19 protein-coding genes are annotated in these 20,439 nt (G+C 72.3%); 9 read left to right on the top strand and 10 right to left on the bottom strand.

All coding sequences use genetic code 11. From position 1 onward, the window contains the following. The first annotated feature begins 20 nt into the window (after positions 1-20). The 5 genes from ACSUPR_RS05915 to ACSUPR_RS05935 all read left to right on the top strand — a co-directional run bounded on the left by ACSUPR_RS05915 (position 21) and on the right by ACSUPR_RS05935 (position 4,231). On the top strand, positions 21-1,718 hold the full coding sequence (locus tag ACSUPR_RS05915; RefSeq protein WP_436889939.1) for a hypothetical protein: 1,698 nt from the start codon (positions 21-23) through the stop codon (positions 1,716-1,718). Next, positions 1,715-2,116 carry a hypothetical protein gene (locus ACSUPR_RS05920; protein WP_436889940.1) on the top strand — a complete coding sequence of 134 codons (402 nt, stop codon included), beginning with the start codon at positions 1,715-1,717 and terminating at the stop codon, positions 2,114-2,116. The genes ACSUPR_RS05915 and ACSUPR_RS05920 overlap by 4 nt, the downstream gene beginning before the upstream one ends. A 10-nt stretch (positions 2,117-2,126) precedes the next feature. Continuing rightward, complete coding sequence (locus ACSUPR_RS05925) at positions 2,127-3,200, top strand: hypothetical protein (RefSeq protein WP_436889942.1); 1,074 nt, start codon at positions 2,127-2,129, stop codon at positions 3,198-3,200. A 116-nt stretch (positions 3,201-3,316) separates the two neighbouring features. Further along, on the top strand, positions 3,317-3,445 hold the full coding sequence (locus ACSUPR_RS05930) for a hypothetical protein (RefSeq protein ID WP_436889943.1): 129 nt from the start codon (positions 3,317-3,319) through the stop codon (positions 3,443-3,445). 105 nt (positions 3,446-3,550) lie between these two features. Next, positions 3,551-4,231, top strand: a complete 681-nt coding sequence (locus tag ACSUPR_RS05935) for an SWIM zinc finger family protein (protein ID WP_436889945.1) — start codon at positions 3,551-3,553, stop codon at positions 4,229-4,231. A gap of 72 nt (positions 4,232-4,303) precedes the next feature. Here the strand turns inward: ACSUPR_RS05935 and ACSUPR_RS05940 are convergent, their stop codons facing one another. The 6 genes from ACSUPR_RS05940 to ACSUPR_RS05965 form a co-directional block, all read right to left on the bottom strand. Further along, positions 4,304-8,023, bottom strand: a complete 3,720-nt coding sequence (locus tag ACSUPR_RS05940) for a caspase, EACC1-associated type (protein WP_436889947.1) — start codon at positions 8,021-8,023, stop codon at positions 4,304-4,306. Continuing rightward, positions 8,020-8,433, bottom strand: coding sequence for a hypothetical protein (locus ACSUPR_RS05945; RefSeq protein ID WP_436889950.1), 414 nt, complete (start codon positions 8,431-8,433; stop codon positions 8,020-8,022). The genes ACSUPR_RS05940 and ACSUPR_RS05945 overlap by 4 nt, the downstream gene beginning before the upstream one ends. A gap of 194 nt (positions 8,434-8,627) precedes the next feature. Beyond that, positions 8,628-8,945, bottom strand: a complete 318-nt coding sequence (locus ACSUPR_RS05950) for a hypothetical protein (RefSeq protein WP_436889951.1) — start codon at positions 8,943-8,945, stop codon at positions 8,628-8,630. Positions 8,946-9,257: 312 nt separating this feature from the next. Then, entirely contained in the window at positions 9,258-10,070 is an 813-nt protein-coding gene (locus ACSUPR_RS05955) for an MBL fold metallo-hydrolase (protein WP_436889952.1), read from the bottom strand. Between the two features lie 371 nt (positions 10,071-10,441). Then, the gene (locus ACSUPR_RS05960) at positions 10,442-10,837 is read right to left on the bottom strand and encodes a hypothetical protein (RefSeq protein WP_436889955.1); all 396 of its coding nucleotides are present in this window, start codon (positions 10,835-10,837) and stop codon (positions 10,442-10,444) included. Between the two features lie 166 nt (positions 10,838-11,003). Then, a complete protein-coding gene (locus ACSUPR_RS05965) occupies positions 11,004-12,371 on the bottom strand; it encodes a serine/threonine-protein kinase (protein WP_436889957.1) in 1,368 nt (455 codons plus the stop codon). 138 nt (positions 12,372-12,509) lie between these two features. Here ACSUPR_RS05965 and ACSUPR_RS05970 point away from each other — a divergent pair, with 138 nt between their 5' ends. Then, a complete protein-coding gene (locus ACSUPR_RS05970; protein WP_436889959.1) occupies positions 12,510-13,502 on the top strand; it encodes an HNH endonuclease in 993 nt (330 codons plus the stop codon). 293 nt (positions 13,503-13,795) lie between these two features. Here ACSUPR_RS05970 and ACSUPR_RS05975 read toward each other — a convergent pair whose 3' ends face one another. The 3 genes from ACSUPR_RS05975 to ACSUPR_RS05985 all read right to left on the bottom strand — a co-directional run bounded on the left by ACSUPR_RS05975 (position 13,796) and on the right by ACSUPR_RS05985 (position 16,306). Continuing rightward, positions 13,796-14,965, bottom strand: a complete 1,170-nt coding sequence (locus tag ACSUPR_RS05975; protein WP_436889961.1) for a restriction endonuclease — start codon at positions 14,963-14,965, stop codon at positions 13,796-13,798. 345 nt (positions 14,966-15,310) lie between these two features. Continuing rightward, positions 15,311-15,637, bottom strand: a complete 327-nt coding sequence (locus ACSUPR_RS05980) for a hypothetical protein (protein WP_436889962.1) — start codon at positions 15,635-15,637, stop codon at positions 15,311-15,313. Between the two features lie 114 nt (positions 15,638-15,751). After that, entirely contained in the window at positions 15,752-16,306 is a 555-nt protein-coding gene (locus ACSUPR_RS05985; RefSeq protein ID WP_436889964.1) for an ATP-binding protein, read from the bottom strand. A gap of 4 nt (positions 16,307-16,310) precedes the next feature. On the opposite strand from ACSUPR_RS05985, the gene ACSUPR_RS05990 reads away from it, so the two are divergent. The 3 genes from ACSUPR_RS05990 to ACSUPR_RS06000 all read left to right on the top strand — a co-directional run bounded on the left by ACSUPR_RS05990 (position 16,311) and on the right by ACSUPR_RS06000 (position 17,732). Then, positions 16,311-17,060, top strand: coding sequence for a DUF5753 domain-containing protein (locus ACSUPR_RS05990; protein ID WP_436889965.1), 750 nt, complete (start codon positions 16,311-16,313; stop codon positions 17,058-17,060). 8 nt (positions 17,061-17,068) lie between these two features. Continuing rightward, complete coding sequence (locus ACSUPR_RS05995) at positions 17,069-17,308, top strand: DUF397 domain-containing protein (RefSeq protein WP_436891884.1); 240 nt, start codon at positions 17,069-17,071, stop codon at positions 17,306-17,308. Positions 17,309-17,489: 181 nt separating this feature from the next. Continuing rightward, entirely contained in the window at positions 17,490-17,732 is a 243-nt protein-coding gene (locus tag ACSUPR_RS06000; protein WP_436889967.1) for an NIPSNAP family containing protein, read from the top strand. 259 nt (positions 17,733-17,991) lie between these two features. Here the strand turns inward: ACSUPR_RS06000 and ACSUPR_RS06005 are convergent, their stop codons facing one another. Next, positions 17,992-20,436: a UvrD-helicase domain-containing protein gene (locus tag ACSUPR_RS06005; protein WP_436889968.1), complete on the bottom strand. Its 2,445-nt coding sequence runs from the start codon at positions 20,434-20,436 to the stop codon at positions 17,992-17,994. Positions 20,437-20,439: the final 3 nt, after the last annotated feature.

The raw sequence follows: 20,439 nt of genomic DNA on the forward strand, positions 1-20,439 counted from the left end.
TCCCCCGGAGACGACATCCCGTGGCCCGATCCGACCCCTCCCCCGAAAACGCGCCCGCCGTCGACCCGTTCACCGTCGACACGGAGGCCCACTCCCGCAGCGAGGCCACCCGGCTGCTGTGCGCGGGAGCCTACCTCGACTCCGGGTTCCGGGACACCGTACTCACCGAGCTCGTCGAGCACCCCGAGCACACGGTCCCCCCGTCCCTGGGCTACGACGTCGCGACCGTGCTGCGGCACTGCCTGCGGGCCCGCGGACTGGAGGTGCGGGCCGCAGGCCTGGTGCTGGTCGTCCTGGCCTCCGGAATCCTGACGGCCCTGATCGGTCTGGCCGGCGACACCGGACCGGACTCGTCGACCATGGGAGTGACCGTGCTCTCCTCCCTCGGCCTGTTCGCCGTCACCGGCCTGATGTCCTGGGGGCGGCGGACCCTCCTGGGCCAGGGCGGCTCGCTCCTGACGGCCGGCCGCGCGAAGACACGACCGCTCGGCCGGGGCCGCCGGGCCCTCGCCGTGCCATGGGGCCTGGCCAACCTCGCCCTGGCGGTGGTCTGGGCCCTCCCCGGGCTCGCCCTTGTCCTGGAAGGCAGCCCTCTCGGAGGCCTGGCCGCCCTCGTCCCGCCGGTGCTCCTCACCGCGATCGGGGTGTGGCACCGCCTCAACCTCTCCCGGGTCCTGTGGACGGAACTGGCCCACAGCTCCTTCACCGGCCGGGCACCGACCACCCCGGACGCGGGCCCGCGCGCGGACACCCTGGCCGCGATCGACCGGGAGCAGTTCTCCCGTCTGGTCCTCTACAACGAGGACACGCCCTTCCTCGGCGCGGGAACACCCTACAAACCCTGGTCCCTGGCGTTGGAGCTCAAGCGCCGGCCCGACGCGCCGCAGGGCCCCGGTCTGGACGGCCGCCGCGTCCTGGACCTGATCGCCCCGCAGTTGGCCAAGCTCGCCGAGGCCTCCTCGCGAACCAGCCGGGACCGGCTCAAGGACCTGGAACTCCAGGAGTGCGTCTTCCTGCCCGCGGACTTCCCCGAGGGCATGCGGCGTACCGCCCTCCCCTACGACGACACCTCCGTGCGCGAGCACATCGCGCAGGCGGCGGGAGAGGGGGCCGAGCAGCGGCGGCACTTCCTGCGCATCAGGGTGGGCGGCTGGGAGGAGGAGATCGTCACCACCGTGTTCGTTCGCGTGCACACCCAGGGCGACCTCCTCATCCTGGAGGTGCTGCCCTATGTCCTGCCCCCGCTGCTCGGCGGCTTCCACGAGGTGGACGCCCTCACCGCGCGTTCGGCCCGCTTCCACGCGTCGGCCCTGGTGACCGCGCCCGCGGTGACGATGGCGGCCCTGGCCGCGGGAGTGGGCGCCGCCGGGTCGAGGTGGCGCGAATGGCGCGGCTCAGGGGAGGAGACCGCCGCGCAGGCGCCCCGGCTGAGCATCCGCGAACTGGGAGCGCGCGACACCTGGTCGGTGTTCCAGGAGATGGACATCGCCCGCTACGTGCGGACCATCCAGGACCGCATCACCTCCGGTACCCACCAGGCACTCGCCGACGCGGGCTACATGACCGACGAGTTCCAGCAGCAGATCATCACCATCAACCGCGGAGGCGTCTTCATCGGCGGGTCCATGGCCGGCGCGATCGCCACCGGCGACGGCGCCCGGGCCCACGCCGACGTCGCCGCCGCGGAAAGCACGAAGAACGAAGGAAGCCGATCATGACCCACGACCGCACCGCGCCCGGCGACGCCGGGAACCGCACCTCGGGCTCCGTCAGCATCGGCGGCGACGCCCGGGGGGTGGCGATCTCCACCGGGGACCACGCCACCGCCCGGGTCGAGGTCTCCGCCGAGCCTGCCGTACAGGACGAGCGGTACCGGGAGCTGCTGGAGCAGATCCGCCTCCTGCGCGGGCAGCTGCCCCTGTTCGCCGGGGCCGAGGGGGTGGCCGAGGCGGAGGCCGGACTCCTCGAGGCGGAGGAGGAGATCGCCCGCACCGGCACCGCAGCGCCCGGCCTGCTACGCGGGCTGTGGGAGCGGCTGTCCGGGGCGAACACGGCGCTGGGGGCACTCGCCTCAGCCGTCGCACTGACGGAGACACTGCGGAAACTGATCGGCTGAGGGGACGAGGATGCCCGACCGCACCAAGGTGCGCTGGGACGCCGACCTCCAGCGCTGGGCCGCTCCGCCGCGCCCCGGACCGCCCCCGGAGGGGCCGGGGCGGGCGGTGCTGCCCACTGTGGTCCTGACGGTGTTGGCCGTCCTGCTCCTCGCGGCGGCCATCGGTGTCCACACGGACGCCTCCGGCACGGACGCGGCGGACTCCACCGACACCCACGAGGGCGGTGACGCGGAGTACGACGACGGGGAACCGTACGAGGAGGACCCGATCGACGACGAGGAGGACCGGGGCCTGTTCCCCGGCGAACCGGACGAGGAGACCCCGGAGGAGGTCACGGCACCCGCCGGATACGAGCTGAGCGAGGACCCCGCGGGGTTCTCGCTGTACGTCCCCGAAGACTGGGGGCGTCAGGACGACGGCCCGCCCCAGGGCGTCTTCTACACCGGCGACGGGCGGCGCAACCTCCTCCAGATCATGGACTTCGCGGGCGATCACGACTCCCCGCAGGAGGCCATGGACGCCCTGGTCGCCGGAGTGTCGGGGAACGCCGGGTATTCCGACCACGGGCGGTGGGAGCTGGACGGAGGGGCGGTGGAACTCAACTACGTCTACGACCACGCCGGGTTCGGCCCCCGGGACGTGTACGTACGCGCCTTCCTCGGCCAGGACGGCGAGGTCTACGCCGTCCTGGCCGCCGCCGGAGGACGACTGGGAGCTCACCGAGGAACGGTACGAGACCGCGGCCGACTCCTTCTGCCTGATCGGCCACCCCTGCCCCCGCTGACCAGGCCCGGGAGCGGCCCTGCCGTTCCCGGGCACCGCCCTCACCGGGAGGCGGCCGCGCGCACCCTCTCCACGTACTCCGGGACGACCCGGGCCGGGTCCCCGGCCACCGCGTCCGGTTCCGTCTCCAGCAGCCGCGCGTCCTGCGCGCCGACCTCCGGCAGCGGGCGCCGCAGCCGGACCGCCCACGCGCCGGGCCGCCCGTCCGGGAGACCCTCGGCCAGGTCACCAGCGGGACCGGCCCCACCCCCGTCCGGTAGGGCTCGGCCCTCTCCAGGCGCAGATCGCAGCCCCGGGTGAAGTCCCGCCCGGCGATGTCCACCGGCTCGTCGTACGCGCGCACCGGCGAGGCGGCCTCGGCGGTACCGATGACGCGCGTCCGGTTCCGGGTGGGGTCCTGCCGGCAGCCCCGGGTGGTGAGCAGCAGCATCCGGTCCCCGACCTCCAACCGGTCCACCTCCGCCCGCCGGGTCGCCGGAAAGGCCGTCCGCGCGGTGTCCAGCACCCAGGACACGGCCTCCCGCTCGCCGAGGATCAGCAGGTAGGTGCCGAGGGGTTCCTTTCTCTGCCATGGCCGCCCCGGAATCCCATGCCCCGCCGGAACCCCGATCCGTCCCACGGACCGCGCCCACCGTGGTGTCATAGGTGCCATGGCCTCCCTCACCCGTGCAACCCTCCGCGAACTCGCCGGGCCCAGGTCCTTCGACCGCGGCCTCGACCACCTGGGGCGCGTCTCCGGCCTCCTCCGCCGGGGCGACAGCGTGCGGGCCACCGTCTCGGGCACCCGCCGCTACCGGGTGGAGCTGCGCACCGGAGGGCGGTTCTCCTGGGACTGCACCTGCCCGTGGGCCCAGGAGGGCAACTGCTGCAAGCACGTGGTCGCGGTCGCCCTGGTGCACCTGTACGAACAGGAGCACGGGCCGACGACGCCTGCGGTACCCGACCCCGAGGCCTACCTGCGCTCCCTGGATCGGGAGGAACTCCTCTCCCTCCTCCTGGCCGAGACCGACCGCTCCCCCGCCCTCGCCCTGGACCTCCAGGTGCGGGCCGCCGCCTCCGCCGGGGACACCGAAGCCCTACGCGTCCTCCTCGACGAGGCCCTGCGCCTCACCGGACCGCTCCCCTTCGACCAGGCCGCCGACTACGCCCGCGCCGTGCGCAGCGCGGCCGACGCCATCGGTCTCCTTGCGGACTCCGGCCGTGTTGAGGAGGCCATGGAACTGGCCGACCGCCTCCACTCCCTCACCGAAGAGGCCGAGGACATGGTCGAGGACCCCGAAGGCGACGTGCTCGCGGCCCTGGAGCACCTCCGCGGGTTCGGCGGGTTCTGAGCCAGGACGTCACAGCCGTCCTCGCCTCACCGGCGAACGGTCTCCCCGCAGATCCGCGACTGGGGGCGTCGGCTATGCCAGTTCGGCCGCCACCGCCCCGGGTTCCACCAGGCACCGCCAGGCGGGCACCCGCACCGTCCGCATTCCCGAGACGGCGGCGAACAGCCCCACCCGGTCCACCGTGCGCTCCAGTGCCCGGCCCGGGACCGGGGAGCCGGTGGTGTCCGGCTCCGCTCCGTCCAGGATGACGGCCGTGGCCCCGTCCGGACCGGGTATCACCAGGTCGCACCGGTAGCCGCCGACGACGTGCCCGACCCGGGGTTCGTGCCCCCTCTCCAGGAGGGCCTCGAACAGCAGGCTTCCCGCCGCGTCCAGGGCGGCCCCGTGTCCGGGGTCGCGGGCGGTGGCGAGGTCGGCGAGCAGCCCACCCTTCTCCTCCCAGTAGCGCCGGTCGCCCACGATGTACAGGCGCGACCGGGCCCGTGTCGCCGCGACGTTCCACAGGTTCTGCTGGCTCAGAGCCCACTGCCCGGCGTTCCGGTGCACGCCGGTGGCCGCCGTCGGCGAGATCACGACCACGTCCCGCTCGCCTCCCTGGAAACGGTGGGCCGTGCCCACGCGGATCCTCTCGGCCGCCTGTCCGCCCAGGTTCTCCTCGAACCAGCGGACCTGGGCGGCGAACGGCGACACGACGCCGATGCCCGCATCCGGGGGGAGGGTCCGCCAGAGCTCCCGCAGCAGCGCGAGTACCTCCTCCCCCTCCTTCCGGTTGAGGCACGATCCCGACCGGGGCCGCTCGCAGCTCCCTTGTACGTCGATCCACCGGACGGCCGGCTCCATCGGCGCAGCCAGGGCCGCGGTGTCGGTGCGCACCGACAGGCGGTCGCCGTAGAACCGCCGGTTCACCGGGGCGATGATGTCAGGGTGGCAGCGGTAGTGCTCGTCCAGCCAGAGCACCTCCCCGCCCCCTTCGACGAGTGCGGACGCGGCGGCGTGGTAGGCGGAGGCGCCGGTGAGACCGAGCGAGCGCTCCTCCAGCAGGGTGCGGTCCAGTCCGTGCACCGCCTGCAGGCGGTGGTCGTCCTCCGGATCGAGCGGGTCGACCGGCTGGAGCTGGTGGGGGTCCCCGATGACGAGGGCGCGCCGCGCCCGGTAGAGCAGAGGAACGAGATCGGCCACGGTGCACTGGGTGGCCTCGTCCACCACCACGAGGTCGAACAGGCCGGGGTCCGGGGGGAAGACGCCGCGCACCGACCGGGAGGTGGTGGCCCACGCCCGCACCGTGCGCACCAGGGCCCGCATGCCCTTCCAGGACTTCTGTTTCGACGCCAGGTCGCGCAGGCGGCCCTCGATGACACCCCGGCCCCGGCGGAGCGCCTCCGCCGTCCGGCCCATCAGGTACTCTTCGGCGGCCGCACGGCGCTCGGCCCGGATACCGCGGATGCGGGCGACCGTGTCCTCCGGGCTCGGCGCCGCGGAGGAGGACGCGCGCAGAGCCCGCCATTCGTGTTCGACCTCGAGGAACGACAGGACCGCCGCCAGTTCCGCCTCCGTACCGTCGATCCCCAGGAGCCGCCGGGTCCGCCACCGATGCCACCAGCCGGTCCACCTGGCCTCCATCGCCGCACCCGCCCGGTGCCTCCAGGCGCTCAGGTCCGGGGCGTCGCCGAAGGACTCGGCGGTGACCTGCGGGGGCAGACCGCCGAGCAGGCGTCGGCGCGTTCCGGCGATCAGGGCCGACCGCCGTTCGCGCTGCTCCGCGTCGGCCAGTTCCCTCCGGGCCTCTCCGAGGGCACGCGCGTGGACGGCCAGCCGGGCCCCCGCGGTGGCGGCGTCGGCCTCCGTCCGGGACGCGGCCAGCAGCGAGGTGAGGACCTCGGGTTCGGCCGCCCGCCGCTCCCGGTTCCCGGTGCGCACCATGAGGGCCGCGCCGCCGCCGATCCGGTTGACTCGGCCGACCACCTCGTCGACGGCGGTGTTGTTGGTGGAGGCGACCAGGACCGACTGCCCGGCGGCGACGGCGGTGGTGACGACGGAGGTGATGAGTTCGCTCTTGCCCGTGCCCGGGGCGCCCGTCGCAACGGTGAGCGTGCGGTTCATCGCCGAGGACAGGATGGCCTCCTGCGCCGAGTTCCCGTGACCGGTCACCACGGCGGGGACGTCCACACCGTGTTCGCGCGTCGCCTCAGCGGGGTGGGACAGCACTCCCAGTGCCGTCCCTGGGATGGAACCGATCCTGATGCCGTTGTTGCCCTCACGGTGGTCGAGGTCGCCGACGAGCTGTTTGACCGCTGTGGCGGCGGAGTCCCCGCGGTAGAGGAGGGCGGCGTTGTGCGCCCCGCGCCGGGCCCCGGCCCGCAGGTCCAGGGTCTCCCGTAGGGCACCGGCCGCCAGGTCGTCCACCATGGCCAGGCCGAGGCGCCCGCAGACGGTGCGCGCCTTGTCCGACAGGGCCGCGACACCGTCCCCGGGCCGGTCCGACTCGAACCAGGTGAGCAGTTCCTCGATGTCCTCCTCGGCCACGGCCTCGGCGGAGAGCAGTAGTTCCCGGTTGAGCTCGGGCTCGCCGACCGGAACGAGGAACCGGCCCTCGGCCTCCTCCACCATCTCCACGTCCATGACGATGAGGGGGGCGATCCTGGGCCGGCCCGCCCTACGGCCCCGGCGGCCCGGGTCGAACAGCACCGTGGGGTATCCGTAGCGGAGGGGGCGCCCGTCCTTGGCCGCCTCCCTGGCCAGGTCGTCGGCCCGGCCCGTCAGGGCCCACCTTTCCCGGACACGGCTGAGGAGGGCCTCCGAGCCCATGTCGCAGACCGCGGTGTCCCGGCCGCCGACGTCGGGCAGTTGCTGGAGGAGGCTCTGCCGCATGAGCCCGTCGCGCAGGTAGTCGAGATAGGAAGTCCACGACCACGCGCCCGGTGCCGGTGGCGGCGATCCCGTCCGGACGCCCGGGCCCCGGGACGCACTCCGCGTCCCACGCGCCCCGGTGCCGTCCGCCCCTGCGTCCGGGGCTCCCGCCCCGCCGGTGCGGCCCGGCAGACCGGTCGCCGTGACCGCGCCGGTGTGGCGGGCCAGGATCAGCGCTCCGCGTACCCCGAGCGAGGACACCGTGACGCGCTGCCCGTCCACCTCGTCCACCTCCCGGTGGACGTGCTGGTAGAGGTCGACCGCGTCGATCCACCCGTCGCCGTCGGCGTCGGAGGCCGCGCCCGCCAGCCCGCGGATGACCGCACTGGAGAAGGGAGAGGGCCGGACGCCCTCGCCGCCATCGCCGTCGCGCGCCCGTTCCAGGGCTCCGGAGGCGGCGATCACGTAGATCCCGGCACCGTCGCTGAGCTGGCGCTCGAGGTCGAGGGGTTCATCGTCCTCCGTGCCGCGCGTGGCGAATCCGTCCGCGAAGGCGCCGCCGTAGCAGCAGTCCAGCAGGAGCACCCGGCTGCGCATCCTGGAGTCCTCCAGGAGCCGCTTGAGCACCTCCGACGAGATCGCCGTGGTCTCGAGCCGTCTGCGCCGCGTGTCCCGGAGGGCCAGGTGCAGGCGCCCCCGCTTGTCCTTGAGACCGTGCCCGGAGAAGGAGATCAGGAGGAGGTCCCTGGGGCCGGCGTCGGCGAGGGCCGCCTCGAGGGCCTCCATGGCCTCGTTCCGGACGGGGTCCAGGAGCGTCTGGACCCGGTCGTAGTGGCCGTTGGCCTTGAGCACCCGTTCCAGGGCGAGGACGTCGGCGTGCGGCGAGCGCAGGTCGTCGAGTTCCTCGTAGCCGTTGACGCCGATGAGGATGGCGGTGCGTTTCACGCTCCGGTCCCCTCCGTCTCCGCGTCCTCCCCGGCCCCGCCGGCGTGCAGGGCCTTCACGTAGGCCTCGACGTCGGCGGGGTCGACCCGCCCCTGCACCGTCACCCTGTTGCCGCCGACCTCCACGGTGACCGACCTCTGCCCGCTCTGTTCGAGCCAGGTTCCGGCCAGCGAGACCAGCGCGGCGAGGACCGGTTTGAACAGGACGCCGACGACCACCAGCGCTCCGGCGACGGCGGCCGGGTCGGCGGACCGGGTTCCGGTGGGAGGCACCTCCTCCTCGGCCGTTCGGACCTCGTCGACGTCGAGGCGCTCCAGTCGGAGCAGCAGGTCGCGGGTGTACCGGTCGGCCTCCTCCTCGGTGACGTCCTCCTGGAAACCGATACTGACCAGCGACTCGACCAGCGGCACCCGCGCACGCTCCTGTTCACCGAACGGGACCGATCTCTCACGGCCCGCGACCAACCTGACACGCACGTTTTACCAATCGAACGGAAGGCAGGGAGGCGTTTTCGTGCTGATGACCGGTTCCGGCCAAACGAATGATGGTCATGGATCCTGTCCGGACCGCCCTCAGGCAGGGAGAACCGCGGACCTGGCGCCTGTCAGGTTTCTCCAGCGGGTCCGGTAGTGGGCGCGTGCCTCATCGACCCGCGCGAACCAGAACTCCTCTTTCCGCTCCGGGAGGCACCGGCATCCGACAGGCCCTTCTCGACCGCCAGGTCGTGGAAGCCGGGCCCGGGGTCGTTCATGCCCTGCCGGACCATGATCGCCGAGACCATCACGCCCGCCTCGGGAAGCGTCCGATCGACGGCCCGCCCCGGCAGCTCGCCCGGCACCACCCGGTCTTCGAACCGGGAGAAGTCCAGAGGCGGCAGGCCCGACCGCTCCACGAGCGCGCGGTCGAGCTCCCGGCAGGCCACGGACCCGTCCGTCTCAACAGCCCGCTCCCCGGGGAAGGACGCGACCGCACCGGCCGACCGTTCTCGTCCTCTTCACCCCTGCCGTACACGCTGCCTTCCCTGAAACGGCCACCGTCCGCGGCGCCGGCCACGCGGTGTGACGAACCCGGCCGAGCCCCGCGGCGGCTCCCAGGGGAAGAAGTCCGGATCACGGCAAAACTCCCGGGCGCCGCTCATGCGCCCCCGCGGGAGTCCACCGCACGTTGATGAGCCGCTCGCGGTCCCGACGCACACATGGCCCCGGCACCCCCGCCTCCAGGTCGTCTCAGAATCTCAGGCCCACGGGGCACCGTTCCACCCCAACCGGGGCAGCCGGACGGACACACCGTCTGCCCTGCCCCTCCGGACCAGGAAGTCCATGCTGGAGCGCATGTCGTCGAAGAGGAGGGGCAACGGTCTCAGCGTCCGGTGCAGCGGGCGCAGGAAGTCGTCCCAGTGGATCGGGAGGACCCGCCGCGCCCCGGGTGCGGTCACGGTGTGCTCCCAGTACCGCTCGCGGAAGTCCTCGCTCTGCCCGCCCAGGGCCCCGATGCCCAGGTAGACGGTCTCTGCGCGGTACCCGTCGAGTGCTCCGGGCACACTGTTGGCACTGGCTTGTACGAGGAGTGCGCGCCCGCCGTGGCGCACGTGCAGTGCGTAACAGTCCCCGGTCCTGTAGTCAGAGGCGCGGGCCGGGGGCCGCAGCGGCGCCCGTATGCGGCCCGGGGCCCGGTCCCCGGGGCTGTGGGCGGCGGGAAGCGCAGTGAGCTCGAAGCCTCCCACCTCCACCGTCCGGCCTGTCACCACCTCCCGGAACCGGTGTTCGGGAAAGCCCTGGCCCAGAGCGATGTTCCGGGTCGAGGCCGACCCCATCAGGGTCGCCCCGGTCATGGCGGCCACCGTGGCGGAGTCCAGGGCGTGGTCGTAGTGGGAGTGCGTCACGAAGAGCGCGTCGACCCGGTCGATGCCGTACCGCCGCAGGCACGCCCTGATCCGCGCACGGTCGGGGGCCACCCTGCCCAGGCCCACTCGCAGCATGGAAGGCCGGCTGAAGAAACCGTCGGTGAGGACGGCGTGCTCCCCGTCGTGGAGCAGCAGTGTGGACACCCCGAGGAACCTCACCCGCAGCGCTCCGGGCTCCGGTGGCGCCGCTTCCTGCCACAGTCCGTCCCATACGGCGAGGTCGGGGGCCTTCAGCACGGCGAGTGGTCGGCGGCACACGGTCATACGGGGCCCCGACCCCGGGCCCGGCCGCACTGTGAGCCGACACGGGAATCCATGGTTTCTCCCTCGGACAGAGGAACGTGGCGGTGAGGGCGTCCACCGCGGTGTCACACCCCGGCGGGGGCACCGGCGGCGGTCCTCTCACGGCCGGACAGGGCTCGGCGGGTTCGCGGTTTCCGACCGCCGGTGGCGGCGCACCCGCACGTACCGGCGGGCCGACACCGGGATGCACCTCCTGAGTCCGCGGCCGACCGTCAGCGGTAACGGTAGTGGGCGTAGACCCGGTTCACCTGCCCGGTCCAGAAGTCCAGTTTCTGCGCGGGGGAGGCGTTCGGGGTCAGCAACCCCTCCTCCACCGCCAGGGTGTAGAACCCGGGGCCGGGGTCGTTCCCGCCCTGGTGGAGGGTGATGGCCGAGATCATGGCACCGACCTCGGGAAGGGTCCGTTTCACCGCCTCACCGAGCAGGCGGCCCACCGCGGCCCGGTCGGCCTCCCGGGAGAAGTCCAGGGCCCGCTGCCCGGTCCGCACCACGAGGACGTTGTTCAACTCGGTGTAGGTCGCGACCGAGCCCGCCCGGGCGCGCTCCTCCAGGAAACCGATGGTCTCGGCGACCAGCTGCTCCCACTCGACGTCGGTCCTTCCGTACACGACCCCTCCCCCATGGCGACGCCTCCGCAGGCCGCCCGCCCGCGGAGACCGGACGGCCGCCGCCCTGCCGGGCCGACCGCGCGGTGGAGAGAAACTATCCGGGCCTGTGGAACCGCCACAGAGTCTTAGGTCCGGAAAACGGCGAAAGCCCCGTGCGACACGGCGTTCAGCGCGTTCCCGGCCGACCCGAGCACCACCGGCCGGTGTCCGGATGCGCCGCCGCGGCCACGGCCCCGACCGCGACAACCGCGCTCACCAGACCGAAGGCGACGGCGATCAGTGCCACGGCCCACGGACCTCCCAGGAAGAAGACCTGAACCATGATGCCCGCCCCGTGCACGGCCGACGCGGCACCCGCCCCGATGACCATCCGCCTCCCGGCCTCCCGCCGCCGGGACAGCCACCGTGAGCCCAGGACGAGCAGGGGCACCTCGACGAGACCGGCCACCAGGTTCGCCACCAGCGCCCAGGTCGGTGCACCGGGAGTGGGAAGATTCAGGAGGGCGAGCAGCACGATGGGCAGGATCCCGAGAACACAGGACCGGGCCAGGGTCACCGCCCTCCTGGCGGTGCGCCCGTCGGGCTCCGTTCCCACCCCGGGTCCGGGAGTCCGGGTGTCCACGCCCCCGGCCGCCGTCCCGACCGCCGTCGGCCGCAGTGCCCCGCCCGGGATGACGACCTCGGTCGGGTCCTCCGGCCGCCACCCGCCGACGTTCCCGCCGCCGGCCGGCGCCAGCGCGGCCAGCCGGGCGATGAGCGCACCGGGGCCGGGCCTCTTGTCCGAGTCCTTGGCCAGGCAGTCCCGCACCACCGCCGCCGGTTCCCGGGGCAGGCCCGACAGGTCCGGCTCCTCGTGCACGATCCGGTAGGCGACCGCATGGCCGGGCCCCTCCCCGAAGGGTCCGTGCCCGGTCGCGGCGAAGACCAGCAGACAGCCGAGCGAGAAGACGTCCGACGCGGGGCCGACCCGCTCCGCCCGCACCTGTTCGGGGGACATGAACGCGGCGGTGCCCAGCACGGTGGCGGTCCGGGTGTACGACGTCGTGTCCAGGGCCCGCGCGATCCCGAAGTCGATCAGCCTCGGCCCCTCCGCGGACAGCAGCACGTTGGCGGGCTTGAGGTCGCGGTGCACGATCCCCTGCGCGTGGACGGCCGCCAGCCCCTCCGCCAGGCCCGCCCCGAGGGCTGCGACCTCCTCCACCGGCAGCGGGCCGCGGTCGGCCACCGCCCGGTGCAGGGACGGACCGGGCACGTAGGCGGTGGCCAGCCACGGCGGATCACCCTCAGGGTCGGCGTCGACCACCGGCGCGGTGTAGAACCCGCCGACCCGGCGGGCGGCCTCGACCTCGGTGGCGAAGCGGCGCCGGAAGTCCCCGTCCTCCGCCAGCTCGGGCCGCACGACCTTGACGGCGACCCGGTGCCCGCCCGGCGACCGGCCCAGGAACACCTGTCCCATCCCGCCGCCACCCAGCCTCCCCTCCAGCCGGTAGGGGCCGATCCGGTCCGGGTCGCCGTCGCGCAGGGGGTCTGCCATGGCACCGCTTTCGCGTAGGGGGTCCGCTCCTCGGTCGCCCCGATGATCCCAGAATCCCCGCCGACAGGGCATCCCCGCGCCGCATCCGGCCACCGCCCAATGGCCCGACGGAACGCCAGAAAAGCCATAATTCGCTCCATGAAGGCATATGTCGGAGTCACCGACCGTCCCTGGGCCGAATTCCTCGCGCAGCGCCCCCACCTGAAGGAGATCAACTTCTGGCGCCCCTCGTCGGAGCAGGTCTTCAAGCGCATCGGCACCGGCGACCTCTTCCTCTTCAAGACCCGGTACCCGCACAACAGGATCGTGGGCGGGGCCGTGTTCAGCGAGTTCGCCCGGGTCCCCCTGTCCATGGCCTGGGAGGCGTTCGGCGAGGGCAACGGCCGAAAGCACCCGGACGAGCTCAGGGACGCGCTCAACCGGTACCGGGCCAAGGAGGGCAATCCCGAGATCGCCCCCGGCGAGGACCCCCTGATCGGCTGCATCATGCTGCGCGACCCGGTGTTCTTCGAGGAGGGCTCGACCTTTCCGGCGCCCCCGGGCTTCGCGAAGAGCCTGGTCCAGGGCAAGGGCTACGACGACATCCTCGGCGACGAACAGCACTCCGACTACTTCGCCCCGATCGCGGAACGCGTCCTGGCCGCCACCGGCGACCCCGTCGGCGGCACACCTGAGGACACCGCCACCTGGGAGCACCACGGCCCGACCCTGGGCGGCTACGGCCGGTCCCGCCGACGCCTCGGCCAGCAGGCGTTCAAGCTGGCCCTCCTGGAGGCCTACGGGGGCAGGTGCGCCGTCACCGGCCTCGACCTGCCGCCCGCCCTGGACGCGGCCCACATCCATCCGGTCGCGGACGGCGGCCTGCACCGCCTGGACAACGGCCTGCTGCTCCGCGCCGACCTGCACAGGCTCTTCGACGCGGGCTACATCACCGTCTCCCCCGGCTTCACCGTCCGCGTGAGCCCCCGGCTGCACGGCGAGGCGGCCGCGGAGTACGCGGCCCTCGAAGGCACAAGGGTCCGCCTTCCCGAACGCAAGGCCGACCGCCCCGCCGCGGACGCCCTGAGATACCACGCGGAAACGGTCTTCCTCCATGAGGAGCCGAATCTGCCCGGCACCGGGAACACCTGAGCGGAGACCCCGGCCGCCGGGGCGGAGCCGACCCGGACCGGCCGAGCGGGCTTCGTGCACACGCGCGGACGCCCCCGGAGGCGGAGGAGTCCTCCGTGAGCCACCCGGACCGGAACGCACCCCATCGGAGGATTCCGGCGGGGTCGGTGAAGAGCGCCGGTCCGCAGGGCCGGTGGCCGCGCCGGAGCGGAGTGCCCAACGGGACCGGCCCCGGCGCGGGGGCCGCCCGGCTGCCGGGGCCCGGTCTCGGGTCTGCGGCAGAACAGGGCGCCGAAGAGGCACACCCTGCGGGCCTACTCCCCGGTGTCCCTGGGGCCGGGGTCGCTTCCGGTCCTGGCCAGCTCCGCCAGGCGCCAGGCGGCGTCGTTCTTCCACAGAGAGCAGACGGTCAGGAGGGAGCCGAGTGAGTAGCGCAGATCCTGTTCCGCGGCCGTACGCGGAAGGTCCGTGCGAATCCACTCCACGGAGCGCCGGTGCCTGGTGCCGTCAGGGGCGTCCGCGACGAACACGTAGTCCCCGGTCACCCGTCCGATCGCCAGCTCCGACGCCCTTCTGAGCGGCATGACGACCAGGTCCCCGACCTGGACCTTGCCGCGGAAGGCCCACAGCTGACCCGCGTGGTTGCCGATGGTCCGCGGATTCTCGCCCTTGTAGGCCTCCTCGGCGACCTCGACCATCCGGGCCCGGTCGTCGACGGCGGTCAGATCCCCCATGCGGTGGAAGCCGATGCCGATCATCCCGGTTTCCAGCGCCCACGCCTCGAACCTGCCCTGGCGGCCGCCCCTGACCATCCAGGCAGGGGCCTCTGCGGATACCTCCGCCTGTTCGGGGACGGCTGACAGGATGGCGGCGATCTGCCCGGCCACGCCCTCGATCCACTCCAGGGCGGCCTCGACGTCCGAAGCGGTCATGGGGGTGCGCCGGCCGTCCGGTCCCAGGTCCGCCTGGTGGGCGATGCGGTTGCGGCGTTCGACCACGGAGTCCTGCCGGTCACGGGCCTGGGCCGCCGTGACCCCGAGCCCCGCAGCGATGCGTTCCCAGATCTCCTGGGCGTTCAGGTGGGTGACGAGCCGCAGGCCCTCGCTGATGCCCCTGCTGCGCTGGTAGGTGTCCCGCCGGATCTCCTCGGTGACGAACTCGCCGAAGACCGAGCCCAGGGGGTTGTCCGCCATCTGCTCGACGGTGGCCAGGGGCAGCTTCAGCTTGGAGAGGCGGTCGGGGAGCGGCCGCTCCTCCGAACGGACCAGCGCGACCGCCCGCTTGTGGACCTCCTGGTGCAGCCAGTGGTCCAGTGCCGACACCGCCTGTGACCAGGCCGCCCGGTACAGGTCCTCGGGGTGGGCCGCGGCCAGGTCTCCGTAGTTGGCACCGATGCCGCGCAGGCCCTCCAGGGCCCGCCCTCCGGTCACCATGTTGCGCGCGTAGGAGAGGTTGCTTTCGAACTGTTCGTAGGGGGAGGTCACGTGTGTCCATTCAGTCCGTTCGTGGCCCTGAGCGGGGAAGCCGGACGAACGCGGTCGATTGAGCCCACGTTATAGGAAATGTTCACACGACCGCATGGAGATTTCCGGACGTGTGAACAGGCGACACGAAATGTCGGGCGGCCGCTCCCGAACAGCATGGACCGATCGGGTGGACACCGTTCTCGGATCCCCTCTCCTCTCGGTTCCATCGGGCTTGGCGGTCATGGCGCTCCTCCCTCTCGGAGAGTCACCCGAATCGACCACGGGCCGTGCCCTTCCCAGGGTGCGGACAGCGGTGTGCGGCCGCGCCTGGGACGCGGCCGCACGGTGTCACTTCGTACGGGGTCAGCGCCCGACCTGGAGCGGGCCCAGGAGCCGGGTGAGGGTGTCGGTGTCGGGGACCTCTGCGAGACCGGCGAAGGAGGCGACCCAGTAGGAGCCGGTGGCCTCGCCGAACCAGATGACCAGGTGCGGGTGCCGGACCTGGAGGGTGGCGGCGCGGCGGTGCTCGCGCAGGTACTCGGCGCGGTGCCCGCCCAGGAGGGGGAGGTTCCGGGCGCGGAGCCGGCGGCAGGACGGGGGCTCGCAGGCCTGGCAGTGCGGGCCACGAGCGCCCCGGCGCTTGGCCAGGGGTTCGAGCGGGGTCCGGGGGCGCGGGATAGGATGCGTCATCGATCCTGCTTTCTTACGTCTCGCAGCGTGGATTCCGGGATTGCGAGGGCCTGGGAAGAGCGTTGCCGCGCTCTCCTGGGCCCGTTTCGCGTTGTGGCGTGTGAAGACGGTTGTTCAGGCTGCCGGTGCGGCGGTGGTCCAGGGGTTGTCGGTCAGGTCATAGGCGAGGAAGAACCACACCTGTCGGTGGTCGGCGATGCCGTTGTCGCCCCAGGAGGTGGCCAGGGCGTCCACCAGGGCCAGGCCTCGCCCGGATTCGGCGGTGGTGTCCAGGCCGGCCGGGTCGGCGATCAGGTGGTCGCGCCGCCCGGCGGGGGTGGTGCGCCCGTCCGGGTGACCCTGGTCGATACAGGTCAGGTGCAGGCCGGTGCGGCGCCGCTCGCAGCGCAGCGTGAAGGCGCCGAACGGCCGCCCCGAGCGGGAGTGGGTGAGCGCGTTCGCGGCCGGCTCCGAACCGAGCAGAGTGAACAGGTACCGGTGGTCGGTGTCGCGTTCGGCGGCGCTGGTGCCCAGGAACGCGCGGACCAGCGGCATCAACTGCGGCGAGGATCCGAACTCATAGGAGCGGACCTTGTAGTGCGGCCGGTGGGCATGGGGTTTGCAGTAATGGCGGCACCGCCGCGGCACCAGCTCCCCCAGGGGGAGGGTCACCTCAGGCAACGGAGGCATCGGCATGGGCAGGTCCAACCTGAGCAAGATCGAACAGGCCGAGTCCAGGACCGTCTCCTCAGCCACCCTCGACAAGCTCTTGGACCTGTACGGCGTGGACGACCCCGCCGTCCGAGCCTCCCTACACGAGCTGGCCAAGCTCGCCGGGGAGAAGGGCTGGTGGGTCCGGTACAAGGACCTCATGCCGCAGATGCTCGCCGATTTCGAGGCCGAGGCGTGCCCTGCGCACCTACGAAGCCCAGGTGATTCCGGGTCTACTGCAAACCCCCGCCTACGCCGACGCGATCTTTCGCGCCAACCAAATCCGCGAGGAGACGAGATCGCCCAACGGGTAGCCGTCCGCATCAAACGCCAGGAGATCCTGCACCGGGTCGACCCGCCCACCTACATGGCGATCCTGGACGAGGCCGTCCTGCACCGCCGGCTCGGATCGCCCGAGGTGATGCGTGAGCAGCTACGCCACCTGGTGCACCTGGCCGCCCGGCACAATATCGACCTCTACGTGCTGCCGTTCTCCGCCGGAGCCCACCCCGCCACCGAGGGAAGCTTTGTGGTCATGGATTTCCTCGACCCCAGGGACGCCAGCATCGCCTATCTGGAAACACCCGTCACTAGCATGTATCCGGAAGAAGACCGTCAGGTCCGACTGTTCAACGACATGTTCGGCAGCGCGCAGAGCTGTTCGATGACCGCTGCGCAGTCCCTGACATTCATCGACCGCCGTCTCCACGACCTAGAAGAGTGGCTACAGTGACCGACCAGATGGTGTGGCGCAAGAGCAGCTACAGCGGTGTCAACGGCAATTGCGTCGAGGTCGCACACCTTCCCCCGGACTTCCGGAAGAGCAGTCACAGCGGCCAAGGGCCTGACTGCGTGGAGGTCGCGGACCTGCCCTGCGGGGCTGCCGTCCGGGACTCCAAGCAGCCGGCCGCCAGGCACCTTCCTTTTTCCTCCCCCGAGTGGACCGCCTTCCTCGCCTCCGCCCGCACCTCGCAGCCGTGATCCACGAACTGCCCGAGTCAGCGTCCCGTGTCCCGACCGGACGTTGGTGTTTTCGCAGCATGTTCACTTCGGGGAAGGCATGTTGTACTCGCGCCCGACCACGACGCCCCCGGAAAGACACTGCTATGACCGCCACCACGCGCCTCCGCACCCACACCGTTCGTGAGGGCCTGCCCGACGAGTGAGTCCGGCGCTGGAAGAGGAGATCGTTCCGCTACTCCTGGAGTTCGGGCTCTCCCTCGGCGGCGCCTGGATCGGCCGGGAGCGCGGCCACTTCGTCTGGGAGATCTCCTATGACGGCCCCGAGGGCTTCGCCGAGCACAACCGCGCCTACTGGGACTCCCCCGAACGGGAGGCCATGGCCCTGGACCCGAAGGACTACCTGGTCTCCACCGAGATCCTTGAGGTCACCCGGGTCCACTGACCCCGCACCCGCCCCTCCTCCTCGCCGACCGTGAGCAGGTGCGTACGACTCCCCTCTGAGGCCCGGACCCCGAAGGTACGCCGCCGCCCCGCGCGGCACAGGCGCCCGTGTTCCGCTCCGGTCGCCGGTCAGACCCACCGGGGCTGCCTGCGCAGCGGTTCAGCAGGCGCTGTCTCCGGGCGGGCAGCCTTACGCCGAACACAGACGGCGGCGGTGGCCGGGGAACCGCTCCCCGGCCACCGCCGCCGGCGCCTTCATCTCAGAGCAGGGCGCCCGGGGGCTTGAACAGGCCATCGCCCATTCCGCCCTCCGATTCCTCTTCCACCGCTCCGGCCGCGACCCGGGCCGCGGCGGCGTCCCTCGTTCCCGCCTCGAGCGCACGCGCGGGCAGCAGTACGCTCGGCTCCCCGTGCCAGGACACCGTCAGCGAGTCCCTGGCGCGGGTGGACGCCACGAACAGCAGCGACCGCGCCTTCTGCACCTCCTGCCGGTACCGCGGCGCGTCGACCTCCCGCAGCCGTTCCTTGTCCGCGCGCGGCACCAGCCCGTCGCTCACCGCCGCGATCGCCATGTGCTGGTATTCCAGCCCCTTGAACCGGTGCAGCGTCCCCACGTGCACCGCGTCCTCGAACCCCGGGGGCGCGCCCTCCTTGCCCAGCGCGGCGGCCCGCACCCCCGCCTTCCCCAGAGCCCACTGGACGTCGTTGACCTCGTTCTTGGTGGGCGCGGCCACCGCGATCGACGGCACGGTCCCCTCCGGCGCGTTCTTCAGCAGGTCCCGGGCCCAGGCACCGATGGCCTCGCACTCGGCCGCCCAGGTCGGGCTGCTCCGGAACGTGGGCCTCGGGCCGCGCAGCACCGACCGGTACCCGTCCAGAGTGTCGACGCCCTCGTCCAGGTCGTCCCAGCTCTCGTCGCCCAGCAGCCCCAGAGCCGACCCCAGGATCTCCCGGGTGGTGCGGTAGCTGAGCGTCAGCTTGGACGAGCGTCCCCTGATGTCGATGCCGAGCGCACCCAGCGAGACCCGGTTGTCGTAGATCCGCTGGTGGGTGTCGCCGACCAGGAAGATGTCGTTCTCCGTCCGGTCCACCACTGCCCGCAGCAGGCTCCAGTGCGCCGAGCTCAGGTCCTGGGCCTCGTCCACGACCACGTGCTCGTAGCGGTGCCGCAGCGTGAAGTACGACTGCTCCTGACGGTGCAGCATCTGCCCGCCCTTGTCGGACTCCCGCCTGCGGTTCTCCTCGATCTTGGCGGCCCGTTCGGCCTCCACCTGGGCGGCGGCCTCGGCGATCTGGCGGTAGGTCCACACGCCCTTCTCCTCCAGGCGCATGGCCAGCCGCTCCACCAGCTGCCAGATCTCGGCGCGCTGCGCCCGGCTGATCCGCTGTCCGCGCCCGGCCCGGCGGGCCCGGAAGTACTCGCCCCGGGAGCGGATGCCCTGGCCGAGGATGACCTGGTTCCACTCGTCGTCGAGGAACTCGGCGCTCCACCGCTGCTCTCCCAGCTCGACCAGCATGCTCCGCCACTCGCGCAGCACCTGGTCGTCGCCGATGGGACTGCGGCCCCGCCCGCCCCGGCCGCTCTCGTTGACGATCCGCACCGAGAGCTTGTCGATGTTGAGGATGTCGACCCGGTCGACGACCTCCTGGCCGGCCAGGTCCAGCAGGCGGTGGCGCAGGTCGGCGGCGAGATTGGTGTTGTAGGTGGTGAGCAGGACCGCCTTGTTCCGCCCCGGGGGCAGCTGCTCGACGAGGTGCTTGACCCGGTGCAGGGCGACGATGGTCTTGCCGGTCCCCGGGCCGCCGCTGACGCGGGCCGGGCCGCGGTAGTGGCGCTTGACCAGCTTCCTCTGGGTGGGGTGCAGGAACACCTTCCATGCGGCGAAGTCGTCCTCCAGGACCTCGCGCAGGTCGGTGTCGGAGGTGGTGACCCGGGTGGTGGATCGGGCGAGCGCGGCCGAGAAGTCGGTGGTGTCGACAGGGTTCTCGGCCGCGACCGGCCGGGTGATCTCGGCCATCACCTGGTCGAAGGTCTGCCCGTCGGCGAGTGCGAGCAGCACCTCCTCGGTGTGCGCGGGGGCGCCGTAGACCAGCTTCAGCAGCCGACCCTCGCTGGTCACGGACAGGGCCTCGTCGATCAGGCCCTCGGCGACGCCGAGCTCGCGGAGCTGGTCGGCGGTGTAGTCGGCGAAGATCGGGACCCCGAACCCGGACTCCTGTTCGGGTTCCGGTTCCGCCTGCGGGGTCGGCTCCGGCGCGGGCCGCGGTTCCGGGGTGGCGGAGGGTTCCGCGCTCTCGACCGCCTCGGCGGTCTCCACCGCCTCCTCCGCGGCCGGGGGCGCCTCCTCGGTCACCTCCCGGGACTCGACGATGCCGAAGATCTCCAGCGCACCGGTGACCTTGTTGACCTCGTACCGGAACCGGTCGAGGTGGTCGTACACGTGCTGTCGCGCCCTCACCCCGACGAGGATGTAGTCGCTGTCGCCCACGTGAAACAGCAGCGCCCGGTAGTCCTTGTTCACCCGGGCCGAGTACAGCCGGTCATGGCCTTCGAGCGCCTTGAACCGCAGTCCGGTCCCGTGGGGGTTCTCCCGGAACTTGTACTGGAAGTCGTAGAGGGCCCCCTTGACGTTCTGGGGGAGTTTGCGGATCTCCTTGCCGGCCTTGTCCAGCAGCCGCAGTGTGGTCTTGCCCTGCACGCTCATCCC

Origin of the sequence: Nocardiopsis dassonvillei (genome assembly GCF_964273065.1) — a bacterium.
Taxonomy (GTDB): Bacteria; Actinomycetota; Actinomycetes; order Streptosporangiales; family Streptosporangiaceae; genus Nocardiopsis; species Nocardiopsis dassonvillei_B.

Bases quoted from the DNA above. Each gene is read 5' to 3' on its own strand.
- ACSUPR_RS06005 (WP_436889968.1), bottom strand. From the start codon at position 20,436: ATGAGCGTGCAGGGCAAGACCACACTGCGGCTGCTGGACAAGGCCGGC.
- ACSUPR_RS05965 (WP_436889957.1), bottom strand. From the start codon at position 12,371: ATGGCAGACCCCCTGCGCGACGGCGACCCGGACCGGATCGGCCCCTAC.
- ACSUPR_RS05935 (WP_436889945.1), top strand. From the start codon at position 3,551: ATGGCCTCCCTCACCCGTGCAACCCTCCGCGAACTCGCCGGGCCCAGG.
- ACSUPR_RS05970 (WP_436889959.1), top strand. From the start codon at position 12,510: ATGAAGGCATATGTCGGAGTCACCGACCGTCCCTGGGCCGAATTCCTC.
- ACSUPR_RS05985 (WP_436889964.1), bottom strand. From the start codon at position 16,306: ATGCCTCCGTTGCCTGAGGTGACCCTCCCCCTGGGGGAGCTGGTGCCG.
- ACSUPR_RS05980 (WP_436889962.1), bottom strand. From the start codon at position 15,637: ATGACGCATCCTATCCCGCGCCCCCGGACCCCGCTCGAACCCCTGGCC.
- ACSUPR_RS05990 (WP_436889965.1), top strand. From the start codon at position 16,311: ATGGGCAGGTCCAACCTGAGCAAGATCGAACAGGCCGAGTCCAGGACC.
- ACSUPR_RS05925 (WP_436889942.1), top strand. From the start codon at position 2,127: ATGCCCGACCGCACCAAGGTGCGCTGGGACGCCGACCTCCAGCGCTGG.
- ACSUPR_RS05995 (WP_436891884.1), top strand. From the start codon at position 17,069: ATGGTGTGGCGCAAGAGCAGCTACAGCGGTGTCAACGGCAATTGCGTC.
- ACSUPR_RS05920 (WP_436889940.1), top strand. From the start codon at position 1,715: ATGACCCACGACCGCACCGCGCCCGGCGACGCCGGGAACCGCACCTCG.